This window comes from Enterococcus sp. JM9B, from assembly GCF_009933265.1.
Lineage (GTDB): Bacteria > Bacillota > Bacilli > Lactobacillales > Enterococcaceae > Enterococcus_C > Enterococcus_C songbeiensis.
Genome location: NZ_MAEK01000003.1, coordinates 148,670 through 172,150, shown reverse-complemented (window position 1 = coordinate 172,150; position 23,481 = coordinate 148,670). Strand labels below are relative to the sequence as shown.

Genomic DNA, 23,481 nt, shown 5'->3' with positions numbered 1-23,481 from the left:
AGCTATCTGTAGAAAACAAGGGAAAGAAATAAATTAATCGCTAGAGACTAGTCATTTTGTCTCATTTTAGGTATGATAATAAGGAAATATCAAAGGAGCATTGAAATGAAACTTTTTTTTTGGTTTAAAGAACAATTAGTAAAAAGAGGTCTATGGGAAATATTTATTTACCTGTTCTTTGGCGGCTTGGCGACAGTGGTAAATTTTGCTGCCTATTTTATTAGTAAAGATGTATTTCACTTCAATTATTTATATGCTAACAGTATTTCCTGGATTGCAGCGGTTTTATTTGCCTTTGTGACAAACAAGATTTGGGTTTTTCAGTCTAAATCAGAAAATTTCTGGGAATTGATTGTTGAATTTGCAAAATTTATTTTTTATCGTGTCATCTCTTATGGCATGGACATGGGAATGATGTTTCTAATGATTGACGTTTTTCATTCTGGCGATTTTCTAGCCAAATTAGTCACTCAGATATTGGTTGTCATTGCCAATTATGTATTTAGTAAATTGTTTATTTTCAAGAAAAAAATTGTCATCGAGGAAATCGACAAAGAGTAGGCATATTAATTGAAGAAACCTCCTAACTTTGATAGTGTTTACAGTGTAAAGACTATCAATCAGGAGGTTTTTTTCATGACTTACAAATTACCAGAATTACCTTACGGATACGATGCATTGGAACCTTATATCGATGTAGAAACCATGCATTTGCATCATGACAAGCATCACAATACGTATGTAACAAATTTAAATGCAGCGATCGAAAAACATCCCGAATTAGGTGAAAAATCGGTTGAAGAATTGATTTCAGATATGTCTGCAATACCAGAAGATATTAAAACAGCTGTTCGTAATAACGGTGGCGGACATGCAAACCACAGCTTCTTTTGGGAAATCATGGCGCCAAATGCTGGTGGCGAACCAACAGGAGCAATCAAAGATGCAATCAATGAAACATTTGGTGATTTTACTTCTTTCAAAAATGAATTCAAAACAGCGGCAACAGGGCGCTTTGGCTCTGGTTGGGCTTGGCTGGTTGCTTCAAATGGCAAAGTAGAAATTACTTCCACACCAAACCAAGATTCTCCATTGATGGAAGGAAAAACCCCACTTTTAGGCTTAGATGTTTGGGAACATGCCTATTATTTAAAATATAAAAATGTTCGTCCAGATTATATTGAAGCATTTTGGAATGTAGTAAACTGGGAAAAAGTAAACGAACATTTTGCAAATGCAAAATAATTCGCTACAATAGGTGAAAGGAATTTTTCCTTTCATCTTTTTTATTTGGGGGCAACGCTTATTTTAACCATGCATGAAATACAAACCACGGATGAAGTTTCAACGCTTTTTCCTGTTGTCAAAAAAATTTGGCAAGAATTTTTTACTCCAATTATCGGAGCAGAGCAAGTGCAGTATATGCTGAAGCATTATCAATCGCCAGAAAATATTTGCCAAGAAATCAGCGCGGGGGTCCATTATTTTTCTTTGACGGAGGAGCAGATTGTTGGGTATACTGCGTATGAAATCCGCTCAGATTGCGTGTTTATCAGCAAATTCTACATTGACCATGAACATCGGGGAAAAGGACTGATGACGCAGATTTTTGATTGGTACGATCAGTTGGCAGACTCATTAGGACTAAAACTTCAGCTCAAGGTCAATCAAAATAATACAGAGGCATTGGCTGTTTATCAGCATCGCGGATTTACGATTGTTGATGAGTTTTATGGCGATATTGGCGAGGGATTTATCATGAACGATTTCGTCTTAGAAAAATAGCTTGCTACCGCTTACATTTTTTTGTATAATAATTGGGACGAACGTATTCGTTACTAATTTTATTCTTGGAGGCTACACAGAAGATGGAACAAGGAAAAGTAAAATGGTTCAACAATGAAAAAGGATTTGGATTCATTACAACAGAAGCTGGCGATGATATTTTTGTTCATTTTTCAGCAATTCAAGGGGATGGATTCAAATCACTTGAAGAAGGACAAGAAGTTGAATTTTCAATCGTTGAAGGAGCTCGCGGTCCACAAGCAGCGGAAGTAACGAAACTTTAATCTTCAACAAGCAGCTTTCAGGCATCCTGATACGGACGAGAAATCGTCCTTCATTGGGGTGCCTTTTTGATGAACAAAGAGCTTTCTGGCAAAATATTGCTATTTTGATTATTTTTTGTTATCGTAAAGTATCATGAAAAAAAGAGGGAAAACGATGAAACGTGTAATCACTTATGGAACCTTTGATTTGTTGCATTATGGACATATTAATTTATTGAGAAGAGCAAAAGAGCAAGGGGATTATTTAGTTGTTGCTTTGTCTACGGATGAATTCAATTGGGACGAAAAACAAAAGAAATGCTATTTTTCTTATGAAAAACGTAAACAATTGTTGGAAGCAATCCGCTACGTCGATTTGGTTATTCCAGAAGAAGGTTGGAAGCAAAAAGTCGAAGATATCAAACTTTACCATATTGATAAGTTTGTTATGGGAGATGACTGGGCTGGCAAGTTTGACTTCATCCAAGAACAAACAGAAGCAGAAGTTATTTATTTACCCCGAACACCAGAAGTTTCCACCACTCAAATCAAAAATGATTTAAAATTGAAATAGACTAACAGCCGAGAATAGCTCCTCGGCTGTTTATTTGTCAGAGTAATACTTTACGAGAAGAAAAAATATGGTATCATGTACATTGAATTCCTATGACACAATTATGCATGAGAAGGATGAATGAATTGGAAAATACAAACATCAAAGTAAGAAGTACGCTGGTAACAAAAGAGTATGACTTATATAAAAAGAAATCTGATAAAGTAAAAGCGCTGTTCAAATTCTATCATCGCAATGTTCCACGTTTTTGGGCGCTGAAGGGTGTCAGCTTTGAAGTAAAGGCTGGGGAATCAGTTGGGATCATTGGAATCAACGGGTCTGGAAAATCAACCTTATCCAATGTGATTAGCGGCATTATTCCGCCAACTTCCGGAACAATGGAAGTAAATGGGGACACCTCGATTATTGCTATCGGTGCTGGATTAAAGTACCAATTGACGGGATTAGAAAATATTCGCTTAAAAGCGCTGATGTCTGGTATGACCAACAAAGAAATTGACAAAAAAATGAATGAGATCGTGACTTTTGCAGATTTGGGAGATTTTATCAATCAGCCGGTTAAAAGCTATTCAAGTGGGATGAAATCACGACTGGGTTTTGCGATTGCAGTTCACAACGATCCTGATATTTTGATTATTGATGAAGCGTTGTCCGTTGGGGATGAAACCTTCTATCAAAAATGTGTGGATAAAATCGTTGAGTTTAAGGAACAAGGAAAAACAATCTTTTTCGTCAGCCACTCTTTGCCACAGGTTGAAAAACTTTGTGATCGAACGATTTGGATGCATTACGGAAGTATGCGGATGTTTGGACCGACAGAAGAAGTGATGAAAGAGTACCGTACATTTATTGACTGGTTTAAGAAACAACCGAAAAAAGACCAAAAAAAATACCAAGATGAACAAAAGGAAGGGCAAAAAGCCTTTACTTTAGCAAAGTTGGCAGAAAATTATGAACAAGACAAGTGGCTGAAAGAGCAAAAACTGCCGCAAACGACAGTTGAAAAAAACTTGAAACGTATCCCATTGGGGGATAGAATGAGTGGTCCTACCAAAGCAATTTTAGGTGTCGCCGTATTAGCAACTTGCTTTATGGCGCTCGTCTCCTTTAGCGACAAATCATTGATTTGGTCATTGCAGCATCCTTTGGAAATGTTGCAGCGGGTTTTTAATTAATTACAAAAAATATCTCGTGGGATATATGAGAAAAGGAAGAGTTTAGTGAAAGAAATCTCAGTAGTAATTAAAGAGCAGTTTCAACATCTGGGAATGATTTCTCGGATGTCGCGATATGAAGACAAGGCAACTTATCAGAGTCACTATTTAGGCTTGGCTTGGCAAATCTTGAATCCTGCAATCCAGGTGGGAATCTATTATTTAGTTTTTGGCGTTGGTGTCAATCGAAATCGAGAAATTTCCGGCGTACCATTTATTGTTTGGATGCTGATTGGGATTACCGCTTGGTTTTATATGAATTCTTCTGTTTTGGGGGCATCGAACAGTATTCATCGCCAAGTAGGTATGGTCGCAAAAATGAAGTTTCCGGTTAGCATTTTGCCAACAATCAATATTATCAGTAATCTTACTTCTTACGCTCCAATGACGGTGATCGTTGTGGGATCGCTCCTTGTTAGTGATACCATGCCGACCTTGTATTGGTTGCAGTACTTCTATTACTTTTTCTGCATGCTGGTATTTATGTTTGCTTTTGGACTATTAAATGCGACGATTACCGTTTTGATTCGCGACTACCATATTCTGCTACAGTCGATTCTACGTCTATTGTTTTATGTGTCGGGACCAATTTGGGATATCAATAATCGTAATTTGCCAGTGGCTTTAGTTAAAATTTTACGGCTGAATCCTTTTTACTATATCATTGAAGGCTTCCGAGATAGTTTCTTGAGCCGCCAATGGTTCTGGGAGAAACCAAATTTTACGCTGATTTTCTGGGGAATGGTCTTTATCTTATTAATCCTAGGAAGCCATCTTCATATGAAATTCCGAGCACGCTTTGTTGATTATATTTAAAATCTGAACTGACGGAATTGAAGAACATTCAATGTTCGTCAGTTTTTTTCTCAGCAAATGTACCTAAATCTTTCTGTTTTTTTGAAAAATGGGCTTTCGTTGCGTTTCATTTTCATTTCAGAATTATTAAGATTGTGTTATAAAGCAAGTGTTGCGTTGCTCAAAGACGGAAACTATGGCAAAATTTATTCGATATTGTAAGATTGAAGAGACCGAGGTGTACCATGCGCTTATATCAGAAAATTATTTTAGCGATTCTAGGAATTATTACATTAGGAGTTGCTGGAGTAACTGTTTATGGAATCAAAATGTACCACGATGCGAACACGACTTTTAATAATATTGTTGAAAAAGTGGATCGCAAAACGTCTAAGCGGGAAAAAGAAGTGAGTATCGAAGATCGTGAACCTTTCTCCATCCTTTTGTTAGGAATCGATACAGGAGCGCTTGGTCGGACGGAACAAGGACGATCAGATAGCATGATGGTCGTCACTGTGAATCCAGAACAAAAGAAATCAACCATTGCCAGCTTGGATCGTGATATTTATACGCAAATCGTTGGTTACGATACGATGGATAAGCTGAATCATGCCTATGCATACGGCGGTGTGGAAATGTCGATGGACTCAGTGGAAAATCTGTTGGATATTCCTATTGACCACTACGTAACCATCAATATGCAGGGAATGCGAGATTTGATTGATGCAGTTGGCGGAATTGAAGTGGATAATAAAATTGATTTCACCCTTGAAGGCGTTCATGTTCCTGCAGGGAAAATCACGTTAAATGGAAAAACCGGACTAGCTTATGCTCGGATGCGTAAAGACGATCCAGAAGGGGATATTGGTCGCCAAAAACGTCAACGGGAAGTTATTACCAAAATCGTTAAAAAAGTTATGAGCTTGGATAGCGTCAGCAATTATCAAAAAATTCTCAAAGCGGTGGAAAAAAATTCTAAAACCGATTTAGCATGGGAAGATATGCTGGATATCGCTGAAAACTACATTCCTGCTTTTGATAAAATCGAACAAGTACAATTACAAGGCGAAGGTCAGATGCTTAATGGCGTTTACTATCAAATTCTGGGAATCAATGAATTGTTAAAAGTTCAAAATGCTTTGAAAACGCAACTAGATATGCCAACGAGTGAAACGTTGCCTACAGGTGATCAATACACAAGCGGCTATGCAGAAGGTCAATTTTACGATGATAGTAATGGTTCTTATGATGCAAGTGTGCAAAATCAAGAAGACACAGGTACCTATACAGAGGGAACCGACTATTATGATTATGATGAAACCGGCGCTAACTATGAGGAAAGCTATACAGAAGGCGGCTATTAAAAAAACTGGGAAACCAGTTTTTTTTTATTGCTCAACAAATATACGCAGCTTATGCACAAAACTTTTTCCACAGCGGTATTTTTTTTGATGGTGTTTCACAGGCAGCGTTTTTGAAAAAGATAAGAAAGCAATGAAAGACAATGAAAATTCTTTAGGAATAAAAAGTTTCAAGATTTTTCGTGAAACATTTTGTTGAATTTATCTGTTGTGTTTAAATATTTTTATAGTTCGCAAAAAGTCACTGCTTAACTGACTTTTTTTTGGTAAAATGAGATGGTACGCAATTGTGTCTGGAAGGATTTGGAGAATGAAAAATTTAAAAAAGAATCTACAATCAAAAAACTGGATTGAAAGCATGAAAAAAGGTGCAAAGGAACCGGAAAGTAAAGGAGCAAAACGTTCCCACGTTCCCTTTCGTTTGAATTTTTTATTTTTTGTAATTTTTGCATTATTCGTCGCGCTGATTGCGCAATTAGGCTATTTACAAATTGTAAATGGCGAAAATATCACTAAACAACTAAAATCTTCCTCAGTGATTAAGGTTCAGGGCAGCACGCCGCGAGGGATGATTTACGATTCTACCGGAAAAGCGTTAGTCAGTAATCAAGCCAACCCGGCAATTACGTTTACCCGGGGAAATAAGATGACGGCAGATGACCTTTATACCATCGCAAACAAATTGAATGAACTGATCGATGTCCCTGTAGACAGCAATTTGCGAGAACGGGACAAAAAGGATTATTGGTTAGGAAATAAAAAAAATCTGGAAGAAGCAACGGAACGCTTATCTGACGAAGAAAAGAATTTAGATACCAGTGAACAGTATGCAAAAATCGTTGATAAGGTAACAGACAAAGAAATTCAATTTTCGAAAGAACAGGAAAAGGCGGCAACAATTTTTAAACGAATGAATGGCGCACAGGCCTTAAATACGATTTTTATTAAGAATAGAAATGTCACAGATGAGGAACTGGCAATCGTTTCGGAACGAACAGCAGAATTGCCTGGGGTTTCTACTGGAACAGACTGGACACGGAAATATGAAGAAAAAGGTTCCTTGAAGAGCATTATGGGCAGTGTCTCCACCGAAGAACAAGGAATCGAAGCAGAAGATTTAGAAGAATACTTGGCAAAAGGCTACGCGCGAAACGATCGTGTCGGGACAAGCCAACTGGAAAAGCAATATGAAGAAGTATTGCAGGGAACAAAAACACAATACGAGATCACCTTGGATCATGAAGGCAACATTTCGAATCAAAAGGAAGTTTTTGCAGGAGAAAAAGGTTCTAACCTTGTGCTTTCTATCAATGCGGAGTTCCAGAAAAAAATCGATGCGATTTTGAAGAAGCATTTTGAGAACTTAATCGACAGCGGACGGGCAGAATATTCGCCAGGAATTTATGCGGTAGCAATGAATCCGAATACTGGTGGTGTTTTAGCTATGTCAGGTTTTCAACATAAAACGAAATCTACTGAACTTGAAGAATACGCACTGGGCACCATTACTCATGCCTTTGTTCCCGGTTCCGTAGTGAAAGCAGGAACCTTGACAGCCGGCTGGGATGCGGGCGTTTTAAAAGGAAACGAAGTGTTGTATGATGAACCAATCAGAGTTCAAGGTTCTGCAGTCAAAGGGTCAATTTATAATAAAGATGGCAGTGCCAATCAAAGTTTATCTGCACAAAAAGCGTTGGAAATTTCTTCCAATGCCTATATGATGAAAGTTGCCTTTCGTTTGTTAGGAATGGAGTACAGTTCTGGTGTGGCAATGCCTTATATTGATCAACCAGCACAGATCAAAGCATTCGATGAATTGCGAACGGCTTTTGCTCAATATGGAATGGGAACAGAAACTGGCGTTGATTTGCCAAATGAAGCCTCCGGAATCGTTACACCCCTAGAATCCTTGTCTACCAATGGTACCGGGGGATTGATTTTAGACCTTTCATTTGGACAGTATGATACCTACACGACGATCCAGCTTGCGCAATATGCCTCCACTGTAGCTAATGGTGGCAAACGAATAAAACCACATTTGGTTTCCGGCATTTATGACAATGATAAAAACGGCAATCTTGGCGAGCTGAAAAAAGCAATTGAGCCGACTGTTTTGAACACAGTAGATATTTCTCAATCAGAAATGAAAATCATCCAAGACGGTTTTTATGATGCAGTTCACGGAACTAGTGGCTGGACAACTGCAACTGGTTTGGCTTCAGCAAAAATGGATGTATCTGCCAAAACCGGTACTGCTGAAACGCTCATAATTGATGATGGCAAAGAAGTCAATTTAATCAACAGTAATTTGGTTGCTTATGGACCTTCTGAAAATGCTCAGGTATCCATCAGCATCATGATTCCCCAAATCAAGGAATTATCCGGCGATCACACAAATGTGGAGATTGCAAAAGAAATCATGGACGCGTATTATGATTTGTATATGAAATAAATGAGTGGACATGGCGAAAGTCATGTCCTACTTTCTTGTTTAAAAAAGAGTTAGGCTTTGAAATAATCACTAAAAGCGAGTATTTTAAAGATAGAGAATAAAGAAAGCGAAAATAAAGTAAAGTAGTTTATAAAGGGAGAGTCATCATGACTGAAAATTTTGAAGAGAAAATGCGCCTGCTTCATCAAGAATATGGACACTATACAGTAGAAGAACGACGGCGACTTCTCGAAGAAATGAGACGGAAAAATATTCTGACGTTTCGTAAAATCGAACGCTTGAAACATGATTTGTTACGACTGGAAGCTAAGCGGGCACAACTGCGGTTGTCTGGAAATGAAAAAGAATTGGCACTGTTGGAAAAACGAATGCTGGAGAAAAAAGAAATATTTCTGAAAGTATTTGATAAAGCCCGGAGAAGAGGGGAATAGATGGCATTTATCGAGTTAGTGATTTTAATTGCAGGAGCAATCACCTTCTCCAATATTTTCAATAAAATCGTTCCTGCGATTCCAATTTTCTTTTTACAAATTTTTCTGGGAATTCTACTAGGGCTGACCTCATATGGTCAATCAATTAATTTTGAGCCGGAGATTTTCTTAGTAATGATTATTGCACCCCTGCTTTTTCGTGAAGGAGAACATGCTGATATTCCCATGATTCTTAAAAATTTTGGTGTGGTCTTGGCGTTGGCGTTTGGTGGCGTGCTGTTGACTTTGCTAGGGGTTGGATTATTGTTGCATCAGCTGCTTCCTTTCATTCCATTGGCGGCCTGTTTTGCTTTTGGTGCAGCGTTAGGACCGACCGATGCTGTGGCTGTGGGTTCTTTGACGAAACGATTAAAAATTTCCGAAAAAGCAGTACGGATTTTAGAAGGGGAAGGACTACTGAATGATGCATCTGGAGTTACCGCTTTTCAGTTTGCTGTAGCGGCTTTGGTTTCTGGCACTTTTTCGTGGTCAAGTGCTGGTTTTCAACTTTTTATGGCAAGTGTTGGTGGTGGTTTGATGGGTTTTCTTGTAGTGTGGGTAAAACGCAAAATCATTCAGTTAATCGAGCAAGCTTCTGCACAAGATGTTACAGCTTATCTATTGATTGAATTATTATTGCCATTTTCAGCATATTTGGTTGCTGAAAGTTTCCACGTATCAGGAATTATTGCAGCGGTTGTCGCAGGTGTTGCACAGGCGCATGGTCGCAGAAATCCAGTTACACTGTTTACTGCAGAGTTGGCAAACGTTTCAGAAGCAACGTGGAGTATGATTGGATTTACCTTGAATGGACTAGTTTTTATTTTCTTGGGAATCGAAGTGTCACAAGTTTTTTCACCAATTTGGGAGAATACAGATTATTCCAATTGGTATTTGTTAGGCATCATCCTGCTGATTGCTTTAAGTTTATTTTTGATTCGTTGGGTATTTATTACCGCCATCTATTTGATAAAAGAAGGATGGCATAAGATGAAGGAGAGTTTTTCTGAAATTCTCCTATTGACCTTCGGCGGAGTAAAGGGAACTGTCAGCCTAGCGACAATCTTTATTTTACCTGTCGTTATCCATGAGGAAACCTTTGAAAATCGAGCGCTGTTGCTGTTTTTAACTGCGGGTGTGATTTTGGTAACATTAGTGGTTGCCCTGATGGTGTTACCGCTGCTTTCAGACGGGGAAGCAGAGCTGCCTCTTGATCGAAACCAAGTATTGATTTTAAAAGAGGTTACGAAACAGCTGAGAAAAGACCGAGAAATCGAAACTCTTTCAGAATCGGAAAACGTTGCTTTGCAATCAGTTATTGATGCGTATGAAGGGCGGATTTGGGAAACCTATGAGGAAGCTCTGACAGAAAGCGAGCAGCAAGAAGTCCAAGAAATTCAAGGATTGATTTTATCGATTGAACGAACTGGGCTGGATGAAAATTTTCGAAAAGGAAAAATCAGCCGTGACAGTTATCGTATTTATTCCCGGTTCATTACTAATTTTCAAAAATCAGCGACTCGGCAGTTTTTTTCTTTCTTAGGTTTTTGGTTCCTTGTCGTTTGGCGAATTATACGAGTGATTACCCATCCTCGGCTTTTTTTGCAACGACGTCATTCTGGGAAAAAAGAGTTGAAAAAACGGGATATCAGCGAATTACAACGGGTCTTTGAGGAAAATACGCAAGAAATCCAGCGTAGTTTGGAACATTTGCGGGATATTTATGATGAGCAACTAATTGAAGGATTTTTGCATCGTCGGCAGTCGATTATTGAGCGGTTGCAACGCTCAGATTTCTTTTTTAAGATGATGCTGGAAGGTGATCCTGCGTTTACAAAAGAAATTTTGCGGGGATATTATTTGGAGCGAAAAGTGATCGATGAATTTGAAGAAGCAGAAAAAATCACGACGTTTTCTGCCAATGATTATCGGAAACAGGTCAATTTATTGGAATCCTATGCAATCAATCAGACGGATTTTACAAGTTTGACTAATTTTTTGTGGCAAATTCGAATTGAAAAATAGTGAAAAACATCAAATTTTGGTGTTTTTCTTTTTGCCAAAATTTCTTGCAGAAACGATGAAGCTATTTTTTGGAAAGAATGAATATGTTACAATAAGCAGGAACTATCGAGGAGGGATTTTTTGAAAGAGTTAAAAGTGGCGCATTTGACGAAAACTTATGGAGAAAAAACGCTTTTTGACCAAATCTCTTTTTTGATACATGAAAAAGATCGAATCGGTCTTATTGGTATCAATGGCACAGGCAAATCTAGCCTACTAAAAATTTTGGCAGGGAAAGATAGTGGAGATGGCGATGTTACTGCTGTGTCGTATCCTAATGGGTACCGAATTGGCTTCTTGTCGCAATCAACTGATTTTTCCGATGAGGAAACAATTTTGGAAACCGTTTTTCAAGGGGAAAGCCCGGTAATCCAAACGGTTCGCCGCTACGAACAAGCCTTGTTGGCATTGACAGAAAATGAAAACGATCCTCAAACCCAAGCCGGATTTACACGAGCAGAGGAACAGATGAATGAGAATGACGCGTGGATGACGGATACGAACGCAAAGATTATTTTGCAGAAGCTGGGGTTGAAGGAGCTGCATAAGAAAATCGGTGACCTTTCCGGCGGACAGAAAAAACGGGTGGGTTTGGCTCAGGTTTTAATTGATGAACCGGATCTGCTATTGTTGGATGAACCAACAAACCATTTGGACTACGAAGCAATTTTATGGTTGGAAAACTATTTGAATCAGTATCAAGGAGCATTGATGATGGTGACCCATGATCGGTATTTTCTCGATCGGGTAGCCAATCGCATGTTTGAGCTGTCTTTTGGAAAGCTGTATGAATACAAAGGCAATTATGAAGCCTATCTTTTGGAAAAAGCAGAGCGAGAACGAATTGCCTCTGATCAAGAGGATAAGCGCAAACAATTGTACAAACAGGAATTAGCCTGGATGCGCAAGGGAGCAAAAGCCCGCTCCACAAAACAGCAAGCCCGGATCGGTCGATTTGAAGAATTGAAAGAAAATTTGTATCAAGTTCAAACTACCGATGAGGTAGCAATCGATGTTGCAACAAAACGATTAGGCAAAAAAGTTCTAGAAATAAAGTCCGGAAATTATTCGATTGAGAATCAGCTTATTTTAAAGGATTTTGATTTGCTGATTCAGTCCAAGGAACGCTTGGGAATCACTGGTGAAAATGGGACCGGTAAATCAACGCTACTGAATTTATTGGCGGGACGGCTGGAATTGGATAGCGGGACACTTTCAACGGGTGAAACGGTGCGACTGGCGTATTATACGCAGCAAAATGAAGCGATGGATGAAAATCAGCGGATGATCGCCTATCTGCAAGAAGCAGCAGAACAAGTGCGACAAACAGATGGCACGCAAATTAGTGTTGCGGAAATACTGGAACGTTTTTTATTTCCCAGACAGATGCACGGAACCCTTATCGGTAAATTGTCCGGTGGCGAAAAACGACGTTTGTATCTACTGAAATTATTGATTGGACAACCGAATGTTTTATTGATGGATGAACCCACCAACGATTTGGATATCTCTACTTTGACAGTTTTAGAAGATTATCTTGACAAATTTCCGGGAGCTGTAATCACGGTTTCCCATGATCGATATTTTCTGGATAAGGTTGCAGAAAAGCTATTAATTTTTAAAGGTCAAGGTCAGATTGAAGGGTATTATGGTTCCATTATGGATTATCTTCAAACAACTTCGCCAAGCGTAGAGGAACCAAAAATATCCCAGGAAAAAACAATAGCACCTAAAAAGAAAAAAATGAGTTATTTGGAACAAAAGGAATGGGAAACCATTGAAGAGGAAATTACCAAACTTGAAGAAAAGTGTGAAGAATTAACAGAAGAAATGAACCATCAAGGGGATAATTTTACGAAACTGCAAGAGTTGCAACAAGCCCTTAGTGATACGGAGACGGAACTGGAAGAAAAAATGGCTCGGTGGGAATATTTGAGTGATTTTGCAGACGCATAAAAGGAGGAAACGATGGAACAAGCATATCTGGATTTAGGACGGAAAATTTTAGAAGAAGGTCATCAAAAAGGCGATCGCACAGGAACCGGAACCAAAAGTCTTTTTGGGTATCAGATGCGGTTTGATTTAGCGGAAGGCTTTCCCCTTCTAACAACCAAACGGGTGCCTTTTGGCTTAATCAAAAGTGAATTGCTATGGTTTTTACATGGAGATACTAATATTCGTTATTTGCTTCAACAGAACAATCATATTTGGGACGAATGGGCGTTTGAGCGCTATGTGCAAAGTGATGCGTATAATGGACCGGATATGACAGATTTTGGCAGACGTTCTTTAGTAGATGATGCCTTCAATCAACTCTATCAAGCAGAATTAACTAAATTTTGTGGACGTATTCTTGAGGATGAGGCATTTGCGAAAGTTCACGGGGATCTGGGGCATATTTACGGCTGTCAATGGCGCCATTGGGAAACCAAAGATGGCGGTTTTATCGATCAGATTAAAGAAGTGATTGAAACCATTAAAACAAACCCTAATTCACGTCGGCTAATCGTTTCTGCTTGGAATCCCGAAGATGTGCCTTCCATGGCATTGCCGCCTTGTCACACAATGTTTCAGTTCTATGTAAATGAAGGGAAACTAAGCTGTCAACTGTACCAACGCAGTGGAGACGTTTTTCTGGGTGTTCCCTTCAATATTGCCAGCTATGCATTATTGACACATTTAATTGCTCATGAAACAGGTTTAGCAGTGGGAGAATTCATCCATACGTTAGGTGATGCGCATCTGTACAACAATCATTTTGAACAGATGAAAGAGCAGCTGCGTCGAGAAGTTCGTCCATTTCCTAAGCTGATTTTGGCAGATAAAAAATCTGTCTTTGATTTTGATTCAGCAGATATCACTTTAGAAGGCTATGATCCTCATCCTGCCATCAAAGCACCGATTGCGGTATAGCAGGCATATTGATTTTTGCAACAGAAAAAATAAATGAATAAAAGAAGGGGGAGAAAAAATGTTAGCAGCAATTTGGGCAGAAGATAAAAATGGTTTAATTGGTCATAAAGGAACCTTGCCTTGGCGTTTGCCTAATGATCTTCGCTTCTTTAAAGAAAAAACAACCGGTCATACTATCGTGATGGGACGAAAAACGTTTGAAGGAATGGGAAGTCGTCCATTACCAAACCGAAAGACGATCGTTTTAACCAGTAATCCAACATATCAAGCTGCTGGTGTACGTGTTTTACATTCTGCGGATGAAGTACTGGCGCTAAAAGAGGAACAGCTATTTGTGATTGGCGGTGCTGTGGTTTTTGAGGCGCTACTACCCGCCTGCGATACACTTTTTCGGACAGTAATTGATGCCGAATTTGAAGGAGATACCTATTTTCCTAAGTTAGGTTGGAGCAAATGGGAAAAAGTCGAAGTAATCGAGGGAATCCTTGACGAAAAAAATCGCTACCCACACCAATTTGAAATTTACAAACGCAAATAAAAAAAGACGATGCTTTTCATTTTTTGAAAAGTGTCGTCTTTTTGTGAAATCAGGTAAAAAATAATATGGAAAAATAAATTAACCCGGCACCCAACATCACGAACAGATGCCAGATGACATGCATGAAGCGGATGTGTTTCATGCTGTAAAAGAAGGCACCCACTGTATAAGAAACGCCTCCGCCCACCAATAAAGCTGTTCCCATAATTCCCAGTGATGCTAGTAATTGTTTGGCAGCAAGGATACATAACCAGCCCATAATGATGTAGATAATCGTTGAAATTTTAGAAACGGTTTCTTTTCGATGTAAGGTAATGGACTTATAAACGACACCGCTGATCGCCATAGTCCAAATCAAGACAAATAAAGTCCAACCCAGCCATCCTCTAATGCTTAGCAGACAATAAGGCGTGTAGCTGCCGGCAATCAAAAGAAAAATTGAATCATGATCGAACACTTGAAAAACTTTTTTTGCTTTAGTAAAAATCAAACTATGAAAAAGTGTAGAACATAAAAAAAGTAAAATCATCATTGAACCATATAAGGCATAAGACACCACATGGATCGCCGACCCCATTCGTACACCCCTCACCAATAAAACAACGAGACCAGCTACGCTCAAGCCAAAGCCGATTCCGTGGGTGACCGCATTCAATACTTCATTTAAAATGAGGTATTTGCGACTAAATTTTGAATTTTCCATGAAAGCGTCCTCCTTCTTTTCTAAATAAGATGAAAATTTGATTTCTCTCTGTTATACTTGAAATAGATAAGGTTTAACCGTATTCTACCATGAAGTGTATCCAGTTTTAAAGAGAGAGTGGACAAACAATGATAAAACTTAAGATAGTAACAGATTCTTCTTGCACAATGGAAAAAAGTGTTCGGGATCGTTTGAATATTCATGTGATGCCGTTATCCGTCATGATTGATGGAGTTGTTTATCCAGATGACGACAATTTGAGTGGCGAGAAATTTATGGAAATGATGAAAAACGCAAAGGAATTGCCTAAAACAAGTCAACCACCAATTGGACAATTTGTCGATCTTTACGATGAATTAGGCAAAGACGGCAGCAAGGTGTTGTCTATTCATATGACAAAAGGGTTAAGTGGAACTGTCGAAGCAGCAAGACAAGCCAGCAATCTTTCAAAAAGCAGTGTAACCGTTATTGATAGCGACACGACCGATCAGGGATTATCTTTTCAAGTTATTCGAGCAGCTGAGTTGGCACAAGCCGGTAAAGAAATTACTGAGGTTTTAGACGAAGTAGAACGGGTGCGGGAAAACACCAAATTATATATTGGTGTTTCTACATTGAACAATTTGGTAAAAGGGGGACGAATCAGTCGTGCGACCGGAATTCTATCCAATTTGTTAAACATGCGGGTCGTGATGGACTTTGATCATTCGGAATTGGTTCCGGTAGTCAAGGGACGTGGAGCAAAGACATTCACGAAATGGTTCGATCAGCTAAAAGAAGAATTGAAAGAACTACCCAATGTAAAGCAAATCGGGATTTCCCACGCTGCGGGGCTTGAATTGACAGAAAAATTCAAATCAGAATTACAGGTGCTGTTCCCAGATATGCACATCCCATTACTGCAAACCACACCAATCATCGCTACCCATACAGGCGAAGGTGCGTTCGCCATTATGTATTACACGGAATAATTAAATGATGCAACTTGAAGGACAATCCTTTGAGTTGCATTTTCTTGTACATAACATTTAGAAATTCCTAATTTCAGTAAACTTTCTGGAAGAAAACTACCTTTTTTAGCTTTTTTTTGCTAAAATGCTTTATACATATAAGAAAAAAAGAAACGAATGCGTTAATTGGAGCGGGATTTTTTTGAAAATAATGAAAGGTATTATTCATCTATTATTGGTAGTCATCGGAGCATTGCTAATCTTTTTTGTGTTAAATCAGGCAATCCCAAAGGAACAAGCACGGCTAGAACCGGTTGTGGCTTCTGACAAGGACTCGGATAAGAAACCAAAAGTACACTATGTAGCAATCGGTGATTCTTTGACAGAAGGTATTGGAGATCAAACTAATCGAGGTGGTTTTGTTCCCATCGTAGCCGATGATATTCAAAGCCGATACAATTTAACTAGTGTTGAAGTCGAAAATTATGGAGTCGCTGGAGAACGCAGTGATCAAATTTTGAAACGAATGAAGAAGGATACATCCATTCAGGAGAATCTGAAATCAGCAGACTTTATTACCTTAACTGTTGGTGGAAATGATTTGATGAAGGTTATCCAAGATAATTTTTTTGGTTTGACGATTAAAACGTTTAATAAACCAATCAAAAAATACCAAGCACGGGTGACGGAATTGTTGGATGAAATTCGTACCTTGAATCAGCAGGCACCCATTTATGTGCTTGGCATCTACAATCCTTTTTATCTTAATTTCCCTGAAATCACAGACATGCAGACGATTGTTGACAACTGGAACGCAGCAACTGAAAAAGCTCTTACGGAGGAAACATCTGCGTATTTTATTCCAATCAATGATTTGCTGTATCAAGGATTAGATGATAAAGTTGGTATTACCAGTGAATTGGAAGAAACGGACAACAGTTCTTCTGAAGGTAATAAGCTGTCGATTGTGGATAACAATGTTCTTTATGATGGCGATAAATTTCATCCCAATAACATTGGCTATCAATTGATGGCTAATACGGTACGAGATGAATTGATTAAAACACAAGATGAATGGATAAAGGAGCAAAACTAATGGAAAAGACACCGAAAAGAAAACAGCCGCAAAAGAAAATGTGGAAGTTTCGGGTGAAAAATCCTTGGCGCTCTGCCTTTTTGCTTTTAGTGGCGGTTGTATTAGGTACCGGTTTTTTCTTTGGTTCCCGTATTTTTGCCAATCGCGAACCGAACTATAAAAAAACACCAGCTATTGTTGAGCGTCAGGGAACGCCTGTATTGACGATCAACAGCAATAAAAAGCAAGTCAATGAGTTGATTGATTTTTATTTGGAAGAATTTCAAAAGGATTCGGATGTAAAATATGAATTCACTTTAGAAAATGAAGCAATGCTGACGGGAGAGTTCAAGGTGTTGGGGTTCCCGGTTCAATTTTATTTATATTTTGATCCATATGTCATGGATAACGGCAATGTTCAATTACGAGCTAAAAGTCTGTCCATCGGTACGTTAGGTTTGCCGCTCAAAGAGGTTATGAGCATGGTCAAACGCAGTTATAAATTTCCAAAATGGATTGAAGTCAATCCCGATGATGAAAATATCATGATTCGTTTGGATCAGTTTCGAATGCAAAACGGATTATTCATGCGGGCGAACAAAATCAATCTTGTGGACGATGAAATCCAGATTAGTTTGTATTTACCAGCAACTAAAAAATAAATAAATTGTTTTTATTTTTCGTAGAACGATGTTATAGAGTGAATTCTGATACTTAAAAAGGAGTGTTTTATTGTGGAAAGAGCAATTTTTGCCGGCGGGTGTTTTTGGTGCATGGTTCAACCTTTTGATGAAACGCCAGGGATTTTCTCGGTCGTTTCAGGATATACTGGCGGACATGTTCCTCACCCAACCTATGAACAAGTATGCAGTCATACGACGGGACATACAGAAGCGGTTGAAATCATTTTTGACCCAGAAATTTTTAGTTATCAATCGTTAGTGGATATTTACTGGCAGCAGACAGATCCAACCGATGCTTTTGGGCAATTTGAGGATCGTGGTGACAATTATCGTCCCGTGATTTTTTATACGACAAAGGAGCAAAAGGCAATCGCTCAGCAAAGTAAGGAAGAGTTGCAAGCCAGTGGTCGCTTTGATCGACCAATCGTGACTGCGATTGAACCGGCACAAGTTTTTTATCCGGCGGAGGATTATCATCAAGAATATTATAAGAAGAATCCAGAAAATTTTGCCCGAAATCATGCTCGGCGTGCTGCTTTTGTAGAAAAAAATTGGGGGAACTTGGATGTATAAAAGTTTTTACCACTATTTAATGGCCGTCAAGGGACCGAATCACCGTGATGAAGCACAGGTTTTTGCCACCCATGCGAGCCACGATATCCAATTTCCAAAACAGTCGACGGATTACCACGAATTATCTACTTATTTGGAGATGAGTGTGGATTATCTGCCAACGATGGATATTTTTGATCGTCTATGGGAAAGATATCTTGAAGAAAATAAATAAAAAAACTGATAAAGTCCACCGCTGATTTTATCAGTTTTTTTTGTCAGAAAAGTCTTTGAGAAAGTTTGAATAATCAATTTTTTTCATAGCAAACCAGAGAAACTATGCTAAAATGAAACAGACGCTAAAAAAAGAAAACGGTCAAAACTAGCGAGAAAGATAGAAAGCTGGAGGAAAAAATGAAGCAAGGGATTCCTTTTTATAAATACATGATTTCCATGATTTGTGTTGCAATTATTTTTGGTGGTGGAGGAATTCTCTTCCAACGAAACAGTGATGCACAAGCAGAAAAAAGTGAGACAGCCACAGATGGTGACGAATTGCAAAAGGTACATGATCTATATCAAACTGTCACAGATAATTATTATAAAGATGTTGATAAGGAGAAGTTGATTGAAGGTGCTTTGAGCGGGATGGCAGAAGCATTGGATGATCCTTACACGACCTATTTGAACCAAGAGGATGCCACGGAGTTGGATCAATCTTTGTCTGACAGCTTCGAAGGAATCGGAGCAACCTTGGTGCTGGTGGATAAAATTCCACAAATCGCACAGGCGCCCATCAAAGGAACACCTGCCGAAAAAGCTGGACTACGAGCAAAAGATCAGATTTTAAAAGTGGATGACAAAGAAACTGCGGGCAAAGAATTGACCGAAGTTGTTCAAGAAATTCGTGGGGAAAAAGGAACAAAGGTCAAACTGACCATTCAACGGGGGCAAAAACAATTTACTGTCACCTTAGTTCGGGACACTATTCCTCTGGAAACGGTTCATGGTGAAATTGCTGCGGATCATCCAAAGGTAGGGGTGATTCAAATCACCAGTTTTGGCGAAGGAACCACCACTGAATTAAAAACAGCCATTGAGGCTTTGAGAAAAGACGGAGCAACTTCTTTTCTGTTAGATGTTCGGCAAAATCCTGGCGGTTTATTGGATCAAGTAGAACAAATGTCCAGTATGTTCTTAGAAAACGGCAAAACGATTGTTGAATTTGCTGACTCGGAAGGTGTTGTCTCAACGGCAAAAGCCAGTGAAAAATTAGACAACGGATTTAAAGTCAAAGAACCGGTTGTAGTTTTAGTAGACAGTGGTTCCGCCTCAGCCGCCGAAATTTTTGCTGCGGCTTTAAAGGAATCGGCGAATGTTCCGGTAATCGGGACAACGACTTTTGGAAAAGGAACCGTTCAAAGCATTGCTGATTTAGGAGACGAAAGTGAAATCAAATTAACCATCATGAAATGGTTGACACCTTCTGGAGATTGGATTCACGAAAAAGGTCTCAAGCCGACGATTGAAGCAGACTATCCTAAGTATGCCTATCTACCGCCCCTGCCACGGGATGAAACATTGAAAGCAGGGCAGAATTCCGATGACGTATCTACCTTGAATCAGTTTTTAAATGCCCTTGATTATGGTACGAGCGGTAGTTTGTTCAATGAAAAAACCTCTGCGGCAGTCAAAGAGTTACAAGAAAAATATCAATTAGACGTAACAGGAGAAGTGGAAGAAAAAACTGCTACACAAATTGAAGCACTGATTACTAAAAAACTGCAAACGCAGGATCAGGCCTATTTAACAGGATTAGACGAATCAGCAAAACAGAGTAAATAAAAAATGAAGTGGCGTTTTTATGATGGGAGGAGAATCAGTGAAGAAAAAATATTTGGATGTATTCTGGGTGATTTGCAAATATGCGATTTTGGCTTTTATGATCGCTATTGTGATTCGTGGCTTTCTCCTGATTCCGGTTCCCGTTGAAGGAAACTCCATGGAGAAAACATTGGACCAAGGGGATATGGTACTGGTGGAAAAAATATCCCCAATTCGCCGTTTTGATGTGGTGGTTTTTCAATTACCAAGCGGAACTACTTACATAAAGCGAGTGATTGGTCTACCCGGTGATGTCATCGCCTATAAACAAGATCAATTGTACATCAACGGCAAACCAGTTGATGAACCATTTTTAACAAAAAATAGGCGCAGTGATTCCGGTGATTCATCCTATACGAATGATTTTTCTCTCCAGGAATTGACAGGAGAAGTTTCGTTGGGAGAGAACAGTTATTTTGTATTGGGTGATAATCGGCGGGTTTCTAAAGACAGCCGTTCTTTTGGTTCCATTCAAAATACAGATATCTTAGGAAAGGCACGGATTGTCTATTATCCGCTGCCTCATTGGAAATTTATTGCATAGTACGATAAAAAGTTTTTTTAAAGACTTTTATTTAGCAGAGAAAATATATAATAGACAGGAAAGGAAAAATAAATGACGACGATTCAATGGTTTCCCGGTCACATGGCAAAGGCCAAACGGGAAGTAAGTGAAAAATTAAAATTTGTTGATATTGTTTTTGAATTGGTGGATGCTCGCTTGCCCCTTTCTTCTAGAAATCCGATGATGGATCAAATTTTGCAACAAAAGCCACGATTGGTTCTATTGAACAAAGCAGATTTGGCTGATCCAATCCAAACAAAAAAATGGCAAGGATATTTTGAAGCACAGGGATTTCCAACGTTAGCAATCAATGCCCAGGAAAATCAAGGAGTCAAAGCAATTGTTGGTAAGGCAAAACAGGCACTTCAGGAAAAAATTGCCAGAGACAAAGCGCGAGGAATCAGACCACGAGCAATTCGAGCGATGGTTATCGGTATTCCTAACGTGGGAAAATCGACCTTGATGAATCGACTTGTGGGAAAAAAAATTGCACAGACGGGAAATAAACCTGGAGTTACAAAAGGTCAACAGTGGTTGCGCTCTGGTAGTGAATTGGAATTGTTGGATACACCGGGAATTCTTTGGCCAAAATTTGAAGATGCGATGATTGGAAAGAAATTGGCATTAACCGGGGCAATCAAAGATCAACTGCTGCATTTGGACGATATCGCTTTATACGGATTGGATTTTTTTTCCCGCTATTATCCGGGAAAAATTGCAGAACGATATCAGCTGTCAAAAGAAGAGGAAGAACAATTAGCTCCTGAATTATTAATGAGCATCACCGCAAAAAAAGGATTGCGGGATGATTATGAGCGGGGGAGTGAGTTGATTATTTTTGATATTCGTCATGGGAAAATGGGGCGATTTACGCTCGACCGATACGAAGAAGCAGGAGACACATTGGATGAAAAATGAATCCATTCAGCAAATAAAAGAAAAACTTAATCAAATCAGTGAACGGGAGAATCCCTACCTTTCTGAATTGCGGCAAGACGCCCGTGCAGGGGTTCAAAAATTGCTTCAACAATTTGAAAAACGCATAGTGAAACAAGAACAGTTGATTGCTCAGTATGAGCTTATGAGCCAGTTTGAGAAAAACCTAATTACTCAAGGTCACCGATTTATCGCTGGTATCGATGAAGTTGGGCGGGGACCGTTGGCGGGTCCAGTTGTCTCAGCTGCGGTAATTTTACCAACGAATGTCCAAATTCTTGGATTAAATGATTCCAAACAATTATCCCATCAAAAACGTGCCGAATTATTTGATCAGATTCAGGAACAGGCATTAGCCATCGGAATTGGCGTAGTCGATCATGAAGAAATCGATAAAGTCAATATTTACCAAGCTAGCCGTAAAGCGATGACCTTAGCAGTTCATGATTTGGCTATCCAACCCACCCACTTATTGATTGACGCGATGGCATTGGATTTAGCGATTCCCCAAGATAAAATCATCAAAGGGGATGCTCGTTCAATTTCGATTGCTGCTGCCAGTATCGTTGCCAAAGAATTTCGGGATCAGCTGATGGTAGAATACCATAAAGTTTATCCTTATTACGGTTTCGATCGCAATGCCGGCTACGGAACGAAAGAACACTTAGCTGCTCTGGAAAAATATGGGATGACACCGATTCATCGAAAAACATTCGGTCCGGTAAAAAAATATCTTTAAAAAATATTCCTTTCTTTCTGCGAACTTTCTTTTGAAGAATTCAAAGAAAGAAGGGATTTTTTTGACAACAATTGAAGAATTTATTTTTAGGTTGACCTATTGCAAAGGATTAGGAATTGTCGGCAAATGGAAAATGGTCCAGTTTGCAATGAAGTTTCAGCAGATGGCGTTTTCGCCACAGGAAGTTGTGGAAATTGTTGGAGTCAATAATTATTCTCAGGTGATAAAAGAGTCGTGGCAAAAATTGACACCAGATTTTATTCAAGAGCAAGCAGCAAAACAAAAATTTATTACCTTTTTCTCCGAGGACTATCCGGTGTTGTTGAAAGAAATTCCCCATCCGCCACTGATATTATTTTACGAAGGCCATATCCAACGCCTCCAATTGCCGCTGCTTGCGGTTGTGGGTGCGCGGGATGCTTCCTCCTATGGCAGACGGCTTGTAGAACAATTTGTTCCGGGTCTTGTACGGGAAAATTATGGAATCATCAGTGGATTGGCAAAAGGAATCGATAGTTACAGTCATCACGGAACGATTCAGGCAGAGGGCTACACAATTGGCGTAGTGGGAACGGGCGTCGATCAATGTTACCCGAAAGAAGCATTTCCTATTTATTCCGAAATGAAGGAAAATCATTTGATTATCAGTGAGTATCCGAAGGGAACAGGAGCCAAAAAGCATCATTTTCCCATGCGGAATCGAATCATTGCCGGTTTGTGTCAGGGAATCTGTGTAATTGAAGCCAAAGAACGTAGTGGTTCACTGATTACGGCGCAACTAGCTTTGGAAAACGGCAGAGAAGTCTTTGCCTTTCCGGGGGACTTGTTAAATGGTCGTTCCACCGGGTGTCATCGGTTGATCCAAGACGGCGCAAAATGTGTTGTAACTCTTGCAGATATTCTTGAGGAATTGCCGAATTTTGAATAAAAGTGTTTCGCCTTTCTTGACAAACGTTTTTCTAATG

Annotated in this window: 25 protein-coding genes; 24 read left to right on the top strand and 1 reads right to left on the bottom strand. The window is 39.2% G+C overall.

Going from position 1 to position 23,481, the window contains the following annotated elements:
* The first annotated feature begins 105 nt into the window (after positions 1-105).
* The 14 genes from BAU16_RS01160 to BAU16_RS01095 all read left to right on the top strand — a co-directional run bounded on the left by BAU16_RS01160 (position 106) and on the right by BAU16_RS01095 (position 14,429).
* Positions 106-561: a GtrA family protein gene (locus BAU16_RS01160; protein ID WP_137605241.1), complete on the top strand. Its 456-nt coding sequence runs from the start codon at positions 106-108 to the stop codon at positions 559-561.
* A gap of 75 nt (positions 562-636) precedes the next feature.
* Positions 637-1,245 carry a superoxide dismutase gene (locus BAU16_RS01155; protein WP_137605242.1) on the top strand — a complete coding sequence of 203 codons (609 nt, stop codon included), beginning with the start codon at positions 637-639 and terminating at the stop codon, positions 1,243-1,245.
* A 69-nt stretch (positions 1,246-1,314) separates the two neighbouring features.
* The gene (locus BAU16_RS01150) at positions 1,315-1,785 is read left to right on the top strand and encodes a GNAT family N-acetyltransferase (protein WP_161526224.1); all 471 of its coding nucleotides are present in this window, start codon (positions 1,315-1,317) and stop codon (positions 1,783-1,785) included.
* A gap of 83 nt (positions 1,786-1,868) precedes the next feature.
* Positions 1,869-2,069, top strand: a complete 201-nt coding sequence (locus BAU16_RS01145; RefSeq protein WP_048605008.1) for a cold-shock protein — start codon at positions 1,869-1,871, stop codon at positions 2,067-2,069.
* Between the two features lie 154 nt (positions 2,070-2,223).
* On the top strand, positions 2,224-2,622 hold the full coding sequence (gene tagD / locus BAU16_RS01140; protein ID WP_048605009.1) for a glycerol-3-phosphate cytidylyltransferase: 399 nt from the start codon (positions 2,224-2,226) through the stop codon (positions 2,620-2,622).
* Positions 2,623-2,738: 116 nt separating this feature from the next.
* On the top strand, positions 2,739-3,797 hold the full coding sequence (locus tag BAU16_RS01135; RefSeq protein ID WP_161526223.1) for an ABC transporter ATP-binding protein: 1,059 nt from the start codon (positions 2,739-2,741) through the stop codon (positions 3,795-3,797).
* Positions 3,798-3,842: 45 nt separating this feature from the next.
* Positions 3,843-4,652, top strand: a complete 810-nt coding sequence (locus BAU16_RS01130; RefSeq protein WP_048605011.1) for an ABC transporter permease — start codon at positions 3,843-3,845, stop codon at positions 4,650-4,652.
* 224 nt (positions 4,653-4,876) lie between these two features.
* Positions 4,877-5,995: an LCP family glycopolymer transferase gene (locus tag BAU16_RS01125; RefSeq protein ID WP_048605012.1), complete on the top strand. Its 1,119-nt coding sequence runs from the start codon at positions 4,877-4,879 to the stop codon at positions 5,993-5,995.
* A 307-nt stretch (positions 5,996-6,302) separates the two neighbouring features.
* Complete coding sequence (locus BAU16_RS01120) at positions 6,303-8,444, top strand: peptidoglycan D,D-transpeptidase FtsI family protein (RefSeq protein ID WP_161526222.1); 2,142 nt, start codon at positions 6,303-6,305, stop codon at positions 8,442-8,444.
* A 146-nt stretch (positions 8,445-8,590) separates the two neighbouring features.
* The gene (locus tag BAU16_RS01115) at positions 8,591-8,875 is read left to right on the top strand and encodes a hypothetical protein (RefSeq protein WP_048605015.1); all 285 of its coding nucleotides are present in this window, start codon (positions 8,591-8,593) and stop codon (positions 8,873-8,875) included.
* Positions 8,876-10,939 (top strand): cation:proton antiporter, encoded by a 2,064-nt coding sequence (locus tag BAU16_RS01110; protein ID WP_161526221.1) that lies wholly within the window; start codon positions 8,876-8,878, stop codon positions 10,937-10,939.
* A gap of 120 nt (positions 10,940-11,059) precedes the next feature.
* Positions 11,060-12,934, top strand: a complete 1,875-nt coding sequence (locus BAU16_RS01105) for an ABC-F family ATP-binding cassette domain-containing protein (protein WP_161526220.1) — start codon at positions 11,060-11,062, stop codon at positions 12,932-12,934.
* 12 nt (positions 12,935-12,946) lie between these two features.
* Positions 12,947-13,891 (top strand): thymidylate synthase, encoded by a 945-nt coding sequence (locus BAU16_RS01100; RefSeq protein WP_161526219.1) that lies wholly within the window; start codon positions 12,947-12,949, stop codon positions 13,889-13,891.
* Positions 13,892-13,949: 58 nt separating this feature from the next.
* Complete coding sequence (locus tag BAU16_RS01095) at positions 13,950-14,429, top strand: dihydrofolate reductase (protein WP_161526218.1); 480 nt, start codon at positions 13,950-13,952, stop codon at positions 14,427-14,429.
* A 49-nt stretch (positions 14,430-14,478) separates the two neighbouring features.
* Here the strand turns inward: BAU16_RS01095 and trhA are convergent, their stop codons facing one another.
* Positions 14,479-15,132 carry a PAQR family membrane homeostasis protein TrhA gene (gene trhA, locus BAU16_RS01090; RefSeq protein WP_137605248.1) on the bottom strand — a complete coding sequence of 218 codons (654 nt, stop codon included), beginning with the start codon at positions 15,130-15,132 and terminating at the stop codon, positions 14,479-14,481.
* Positions 15,133-15,260: 128 nt separating this feature from the next.
* Here trhA and BAU16_RS01085 point away from each other — a divergent pair, with 128 nt between their 5' ends.
* From BAU16_RS01085 to dprA, 10 genes are all read left to right on the top strand, one after another.
* Complete coding sequence (locus BAU16_RS01085) at positions 15,261-16,103, top strand: DegV family protein (RefSeq protein WP_161526217.1); 843 nt, start codon at positions 15,261-15,263, stop codon at positions 16,101-16,103.
* A gap of 181 nt (positions 16,104-16,284) precedes the next feature.
* The gene (locus BAU16_RS01080; protein ID WP_137605250.1) at positions 16,285-17,178 is read left to right on the top strand and encodes an SGNH/GDSL hydrolase family protein; all 894 of its coding nucleotides are present in this window, start codon (positions 16,285-16,287) and stop codon (positions 17,176-17,178) included.
* Entirely contained in the window at positions 17,178-17,819 is a 642-nt protein-coding gene (locus BAU16_RS01075; protein ID WP_137605251.1) for a YpmS family protein, read from the top strand. Before BAU16_RS01080 ends, BAU16_RS01075 begins: the two co-directional genes overlap by 1 nt.
* A gap of 72 nt (positions 17,820-17,891) precedes the next feature.
* Positions 17,892-18,413, top strand: a complete 522-nt coding sequence (gene msrA, locus BAU16_RS01070; RefSeq protein WP_161526216.1) for a peptide-methionine (S)-S-oxide reductase MsrA — start codon at positions 17,892-17,894, stop codon at positions 18,411-18,413.
* Positions 18,406-18,627 carry a YozE family protein gene (locus BAU16_RS01065; protein ID WP_137605252.1) on the top strand — a complete coding sequence of 74 codons (222 nt, stop codon included), beginning with the start codon at positions 18,406-18,408 and terminating at the stop codon, positions 18,625-18,627. The genes msrA and BAU16_RS01065 overlap by 8 nt, the downstream gene beginning before the upstream one ends.
* A gap of 179 nt (positions 18,628-18,806) precedes the next feature.
* Positions 18,807-20,237 carry a S41 family peptidase gene (locus BAU16_RS01060; RefSeq protein ID WP_161526215.1) on the top strand — a complete coding sequence of 477 codons (1,431 nt, stop codon included), beginning with the start codon at positions 18,807-18,809 and terminating at the stop codon, positions 20,235-20,237.
* Between the two features lie 22 nt (positions 20,238-20,259).
* On the top strand, positions 20,260-20,820 hold the full coding sequence (gene lepB, locus BAU16_RS01055; protein WP_161526295.1) for a signal peptidase I: 561 nt from the start codon (positions 20,260-20,262) through the stop codon (positions 20,818-20,820).
* Positions 20,821-20,892: 72 nt separating this feature from the next.
* Positions 20,893-21,759: a ribosome biogenesis GTPase YlqF gene (gene ylqF / locus BAU16_RS01050; RefSeq protein WP_048605027.1), complete on the top strand. Its 867-nt coding sequence runs from the start codon at positions 20,893-20,895 to the stop codon at positions 21,757-21,759.
* The gene (locus BAU16_RS01045) at positions 21,749-22,516 is read left to right on the top strand and encodes a ribonuclease HII (protein ID WP_161526214.1); all 768 of its coding nucleotides are present in this window, start codon (positions 21,749-21,751) and stop codon (positions 22,514-22,516) included. Before ylqF ends, BAU16_RS01045 begins: the two co-directional genes overlap by 11 nt.
* Before the next feature lie 61 nt (positions 22,517-22,577).
* Entirely contained in the window at positions 22,578-23,444 is an 867-nt protein-coding gene (gene dprA / locus BAU16_RS01040) for a DNA-processing protein DprA (RefSeq protein WP_237579191.1), read from the top strand.
* The last annotated feature ends 37 nt before the right edge of the window (positions 23,445-23,481 follow it).

Coding starts and splice junctions, on each gene's coding strand:
- BAU16_RS01160 (WP_137605241.1), top strand. CDS start 106: ATGAAACTTTTTTTTTGGTTTAAAGAACAATTAGTAAAAAGAGGTCTA.
- BAU16_RS01155 (WP_137605242.1), top strand. CDS start 637: ATGACTTACAAATTACCAGAATTACCTTACGGATACGATGCATTGGAA.
- BAU16_RS01150 (WP_161526224.1), top strand. CDS start 1,315: ATGCATGAAATACAAACCACGGATGAAGTTTCAACGCTTTTTCCTGTT.
- BAU16_RS01145 (WP_048605008.1), top strand. CDS start 1,869: ATGGAACAAGGAAAAGTAAAATGGTTCAACAATGAAAAAGGATTTGGA.
- tagD (WP_048605009.1), top strand. CDS start 2,224: ATGAAACGTGTAATCACTTATGGAACCTTTGATTTGTTGCATTATGGA.
- BAU16_RS01135 (WP_161526223.1), top strand. CDS start 2,739: ATGAATGAATTGGAAAATACAAACATCAAAGTAAGAAGTACGCTGGTA.
- BAU16_RS01125 (WP_048605012.1), top strand. CDS start 4,877: ATGCGCTTATATCAGAAAATTATTTTAGCGATTCTAGGAATTATTACA.
- BAU16_RS01120 (WP_161526222.1), top strand. CDS start 6,303: ATGAAAAATTTAAAAAAGAATCTACAATCAAAAAACTGGATTGAAAGC.
- BAU16_RS01115 (WP_048605015.1), top strand. CDS start 8,591: ATGACTGAAAATTTTGAAGAGAAAATGCGCCTGCTTCATCAAGAATAT.
- BAU16_RS01110 (WP_161526221.1), top strand. CDS start 8,876: ATGGCATTTATCGAGTTAGTGATTTTAATTGCAGGAGCAATCACCTTC.
- BAU16_RS01100 (WP_161526219.1), top strand. CDS start 12,947: ATGGAACAAGCATATCTGGATTTAGGACGGAAAATTTTAGAAGAAGGT.
- BAU16_RS01095 (WP_161526218.1), top strand. CDS start 13,950: ATGTTAGCAGCAATTTGGGCAGAAGATAAAAATGGTTTAATTGGTCAT.
- trhA (WP_137605248.1), bottom strand. CDS start 15,132: ATGGAAAATTCAAAATTTAGTCGCAAATACCTCATTTTAAATGAAGTA.
- BAU16_RS01085 (WP_161526217.1), top strand. CDS start 15,261: ATGATAAAACTTAAGATAGTAACAGATTCTTCTTGCACAATGGAAAAA.
- BAU16_RS01075 (WP_137605251.1), top strand. CDS start 17,178: ATGGAAAAGACACCGAAAAGAAAACAGCCGCAAAAGAAAATGTGGAAG.
- BAU16_RS01065 (WP_137605252.1), top strand. CDS start 18,406: ATGTATAAAAGTTTTTACCACTATTTAATGGCCGTCAAGGGACCGAAT.
- BAU16_RS01060 (WP_161526215.1), top strand. CDS start 18,807: ATGAAGCAAGGGATTCCTTTTTATAAATACATGATTTCCATGATTTGT.
- lepB (WP_161526295.1), top strand. CDS start 20,260: ATGGGAGGAGAATCAGTGAAGAAAAAATATTTGGATGTATTCTGGGTG.
- ylqF (WP_048605027.1), top strand. CDS start 20,893: ATGACGACGATTCAATGGTTTCCCGGTCACATGGCAAAGGCCAAACGG.
- BAU16_RS01045 (WP_161526214.1), top strand. CDS start 21,749: ATGAAAAATGAATCCATTCAGCAAATAAAAGAAAAACTTAATCAAATC.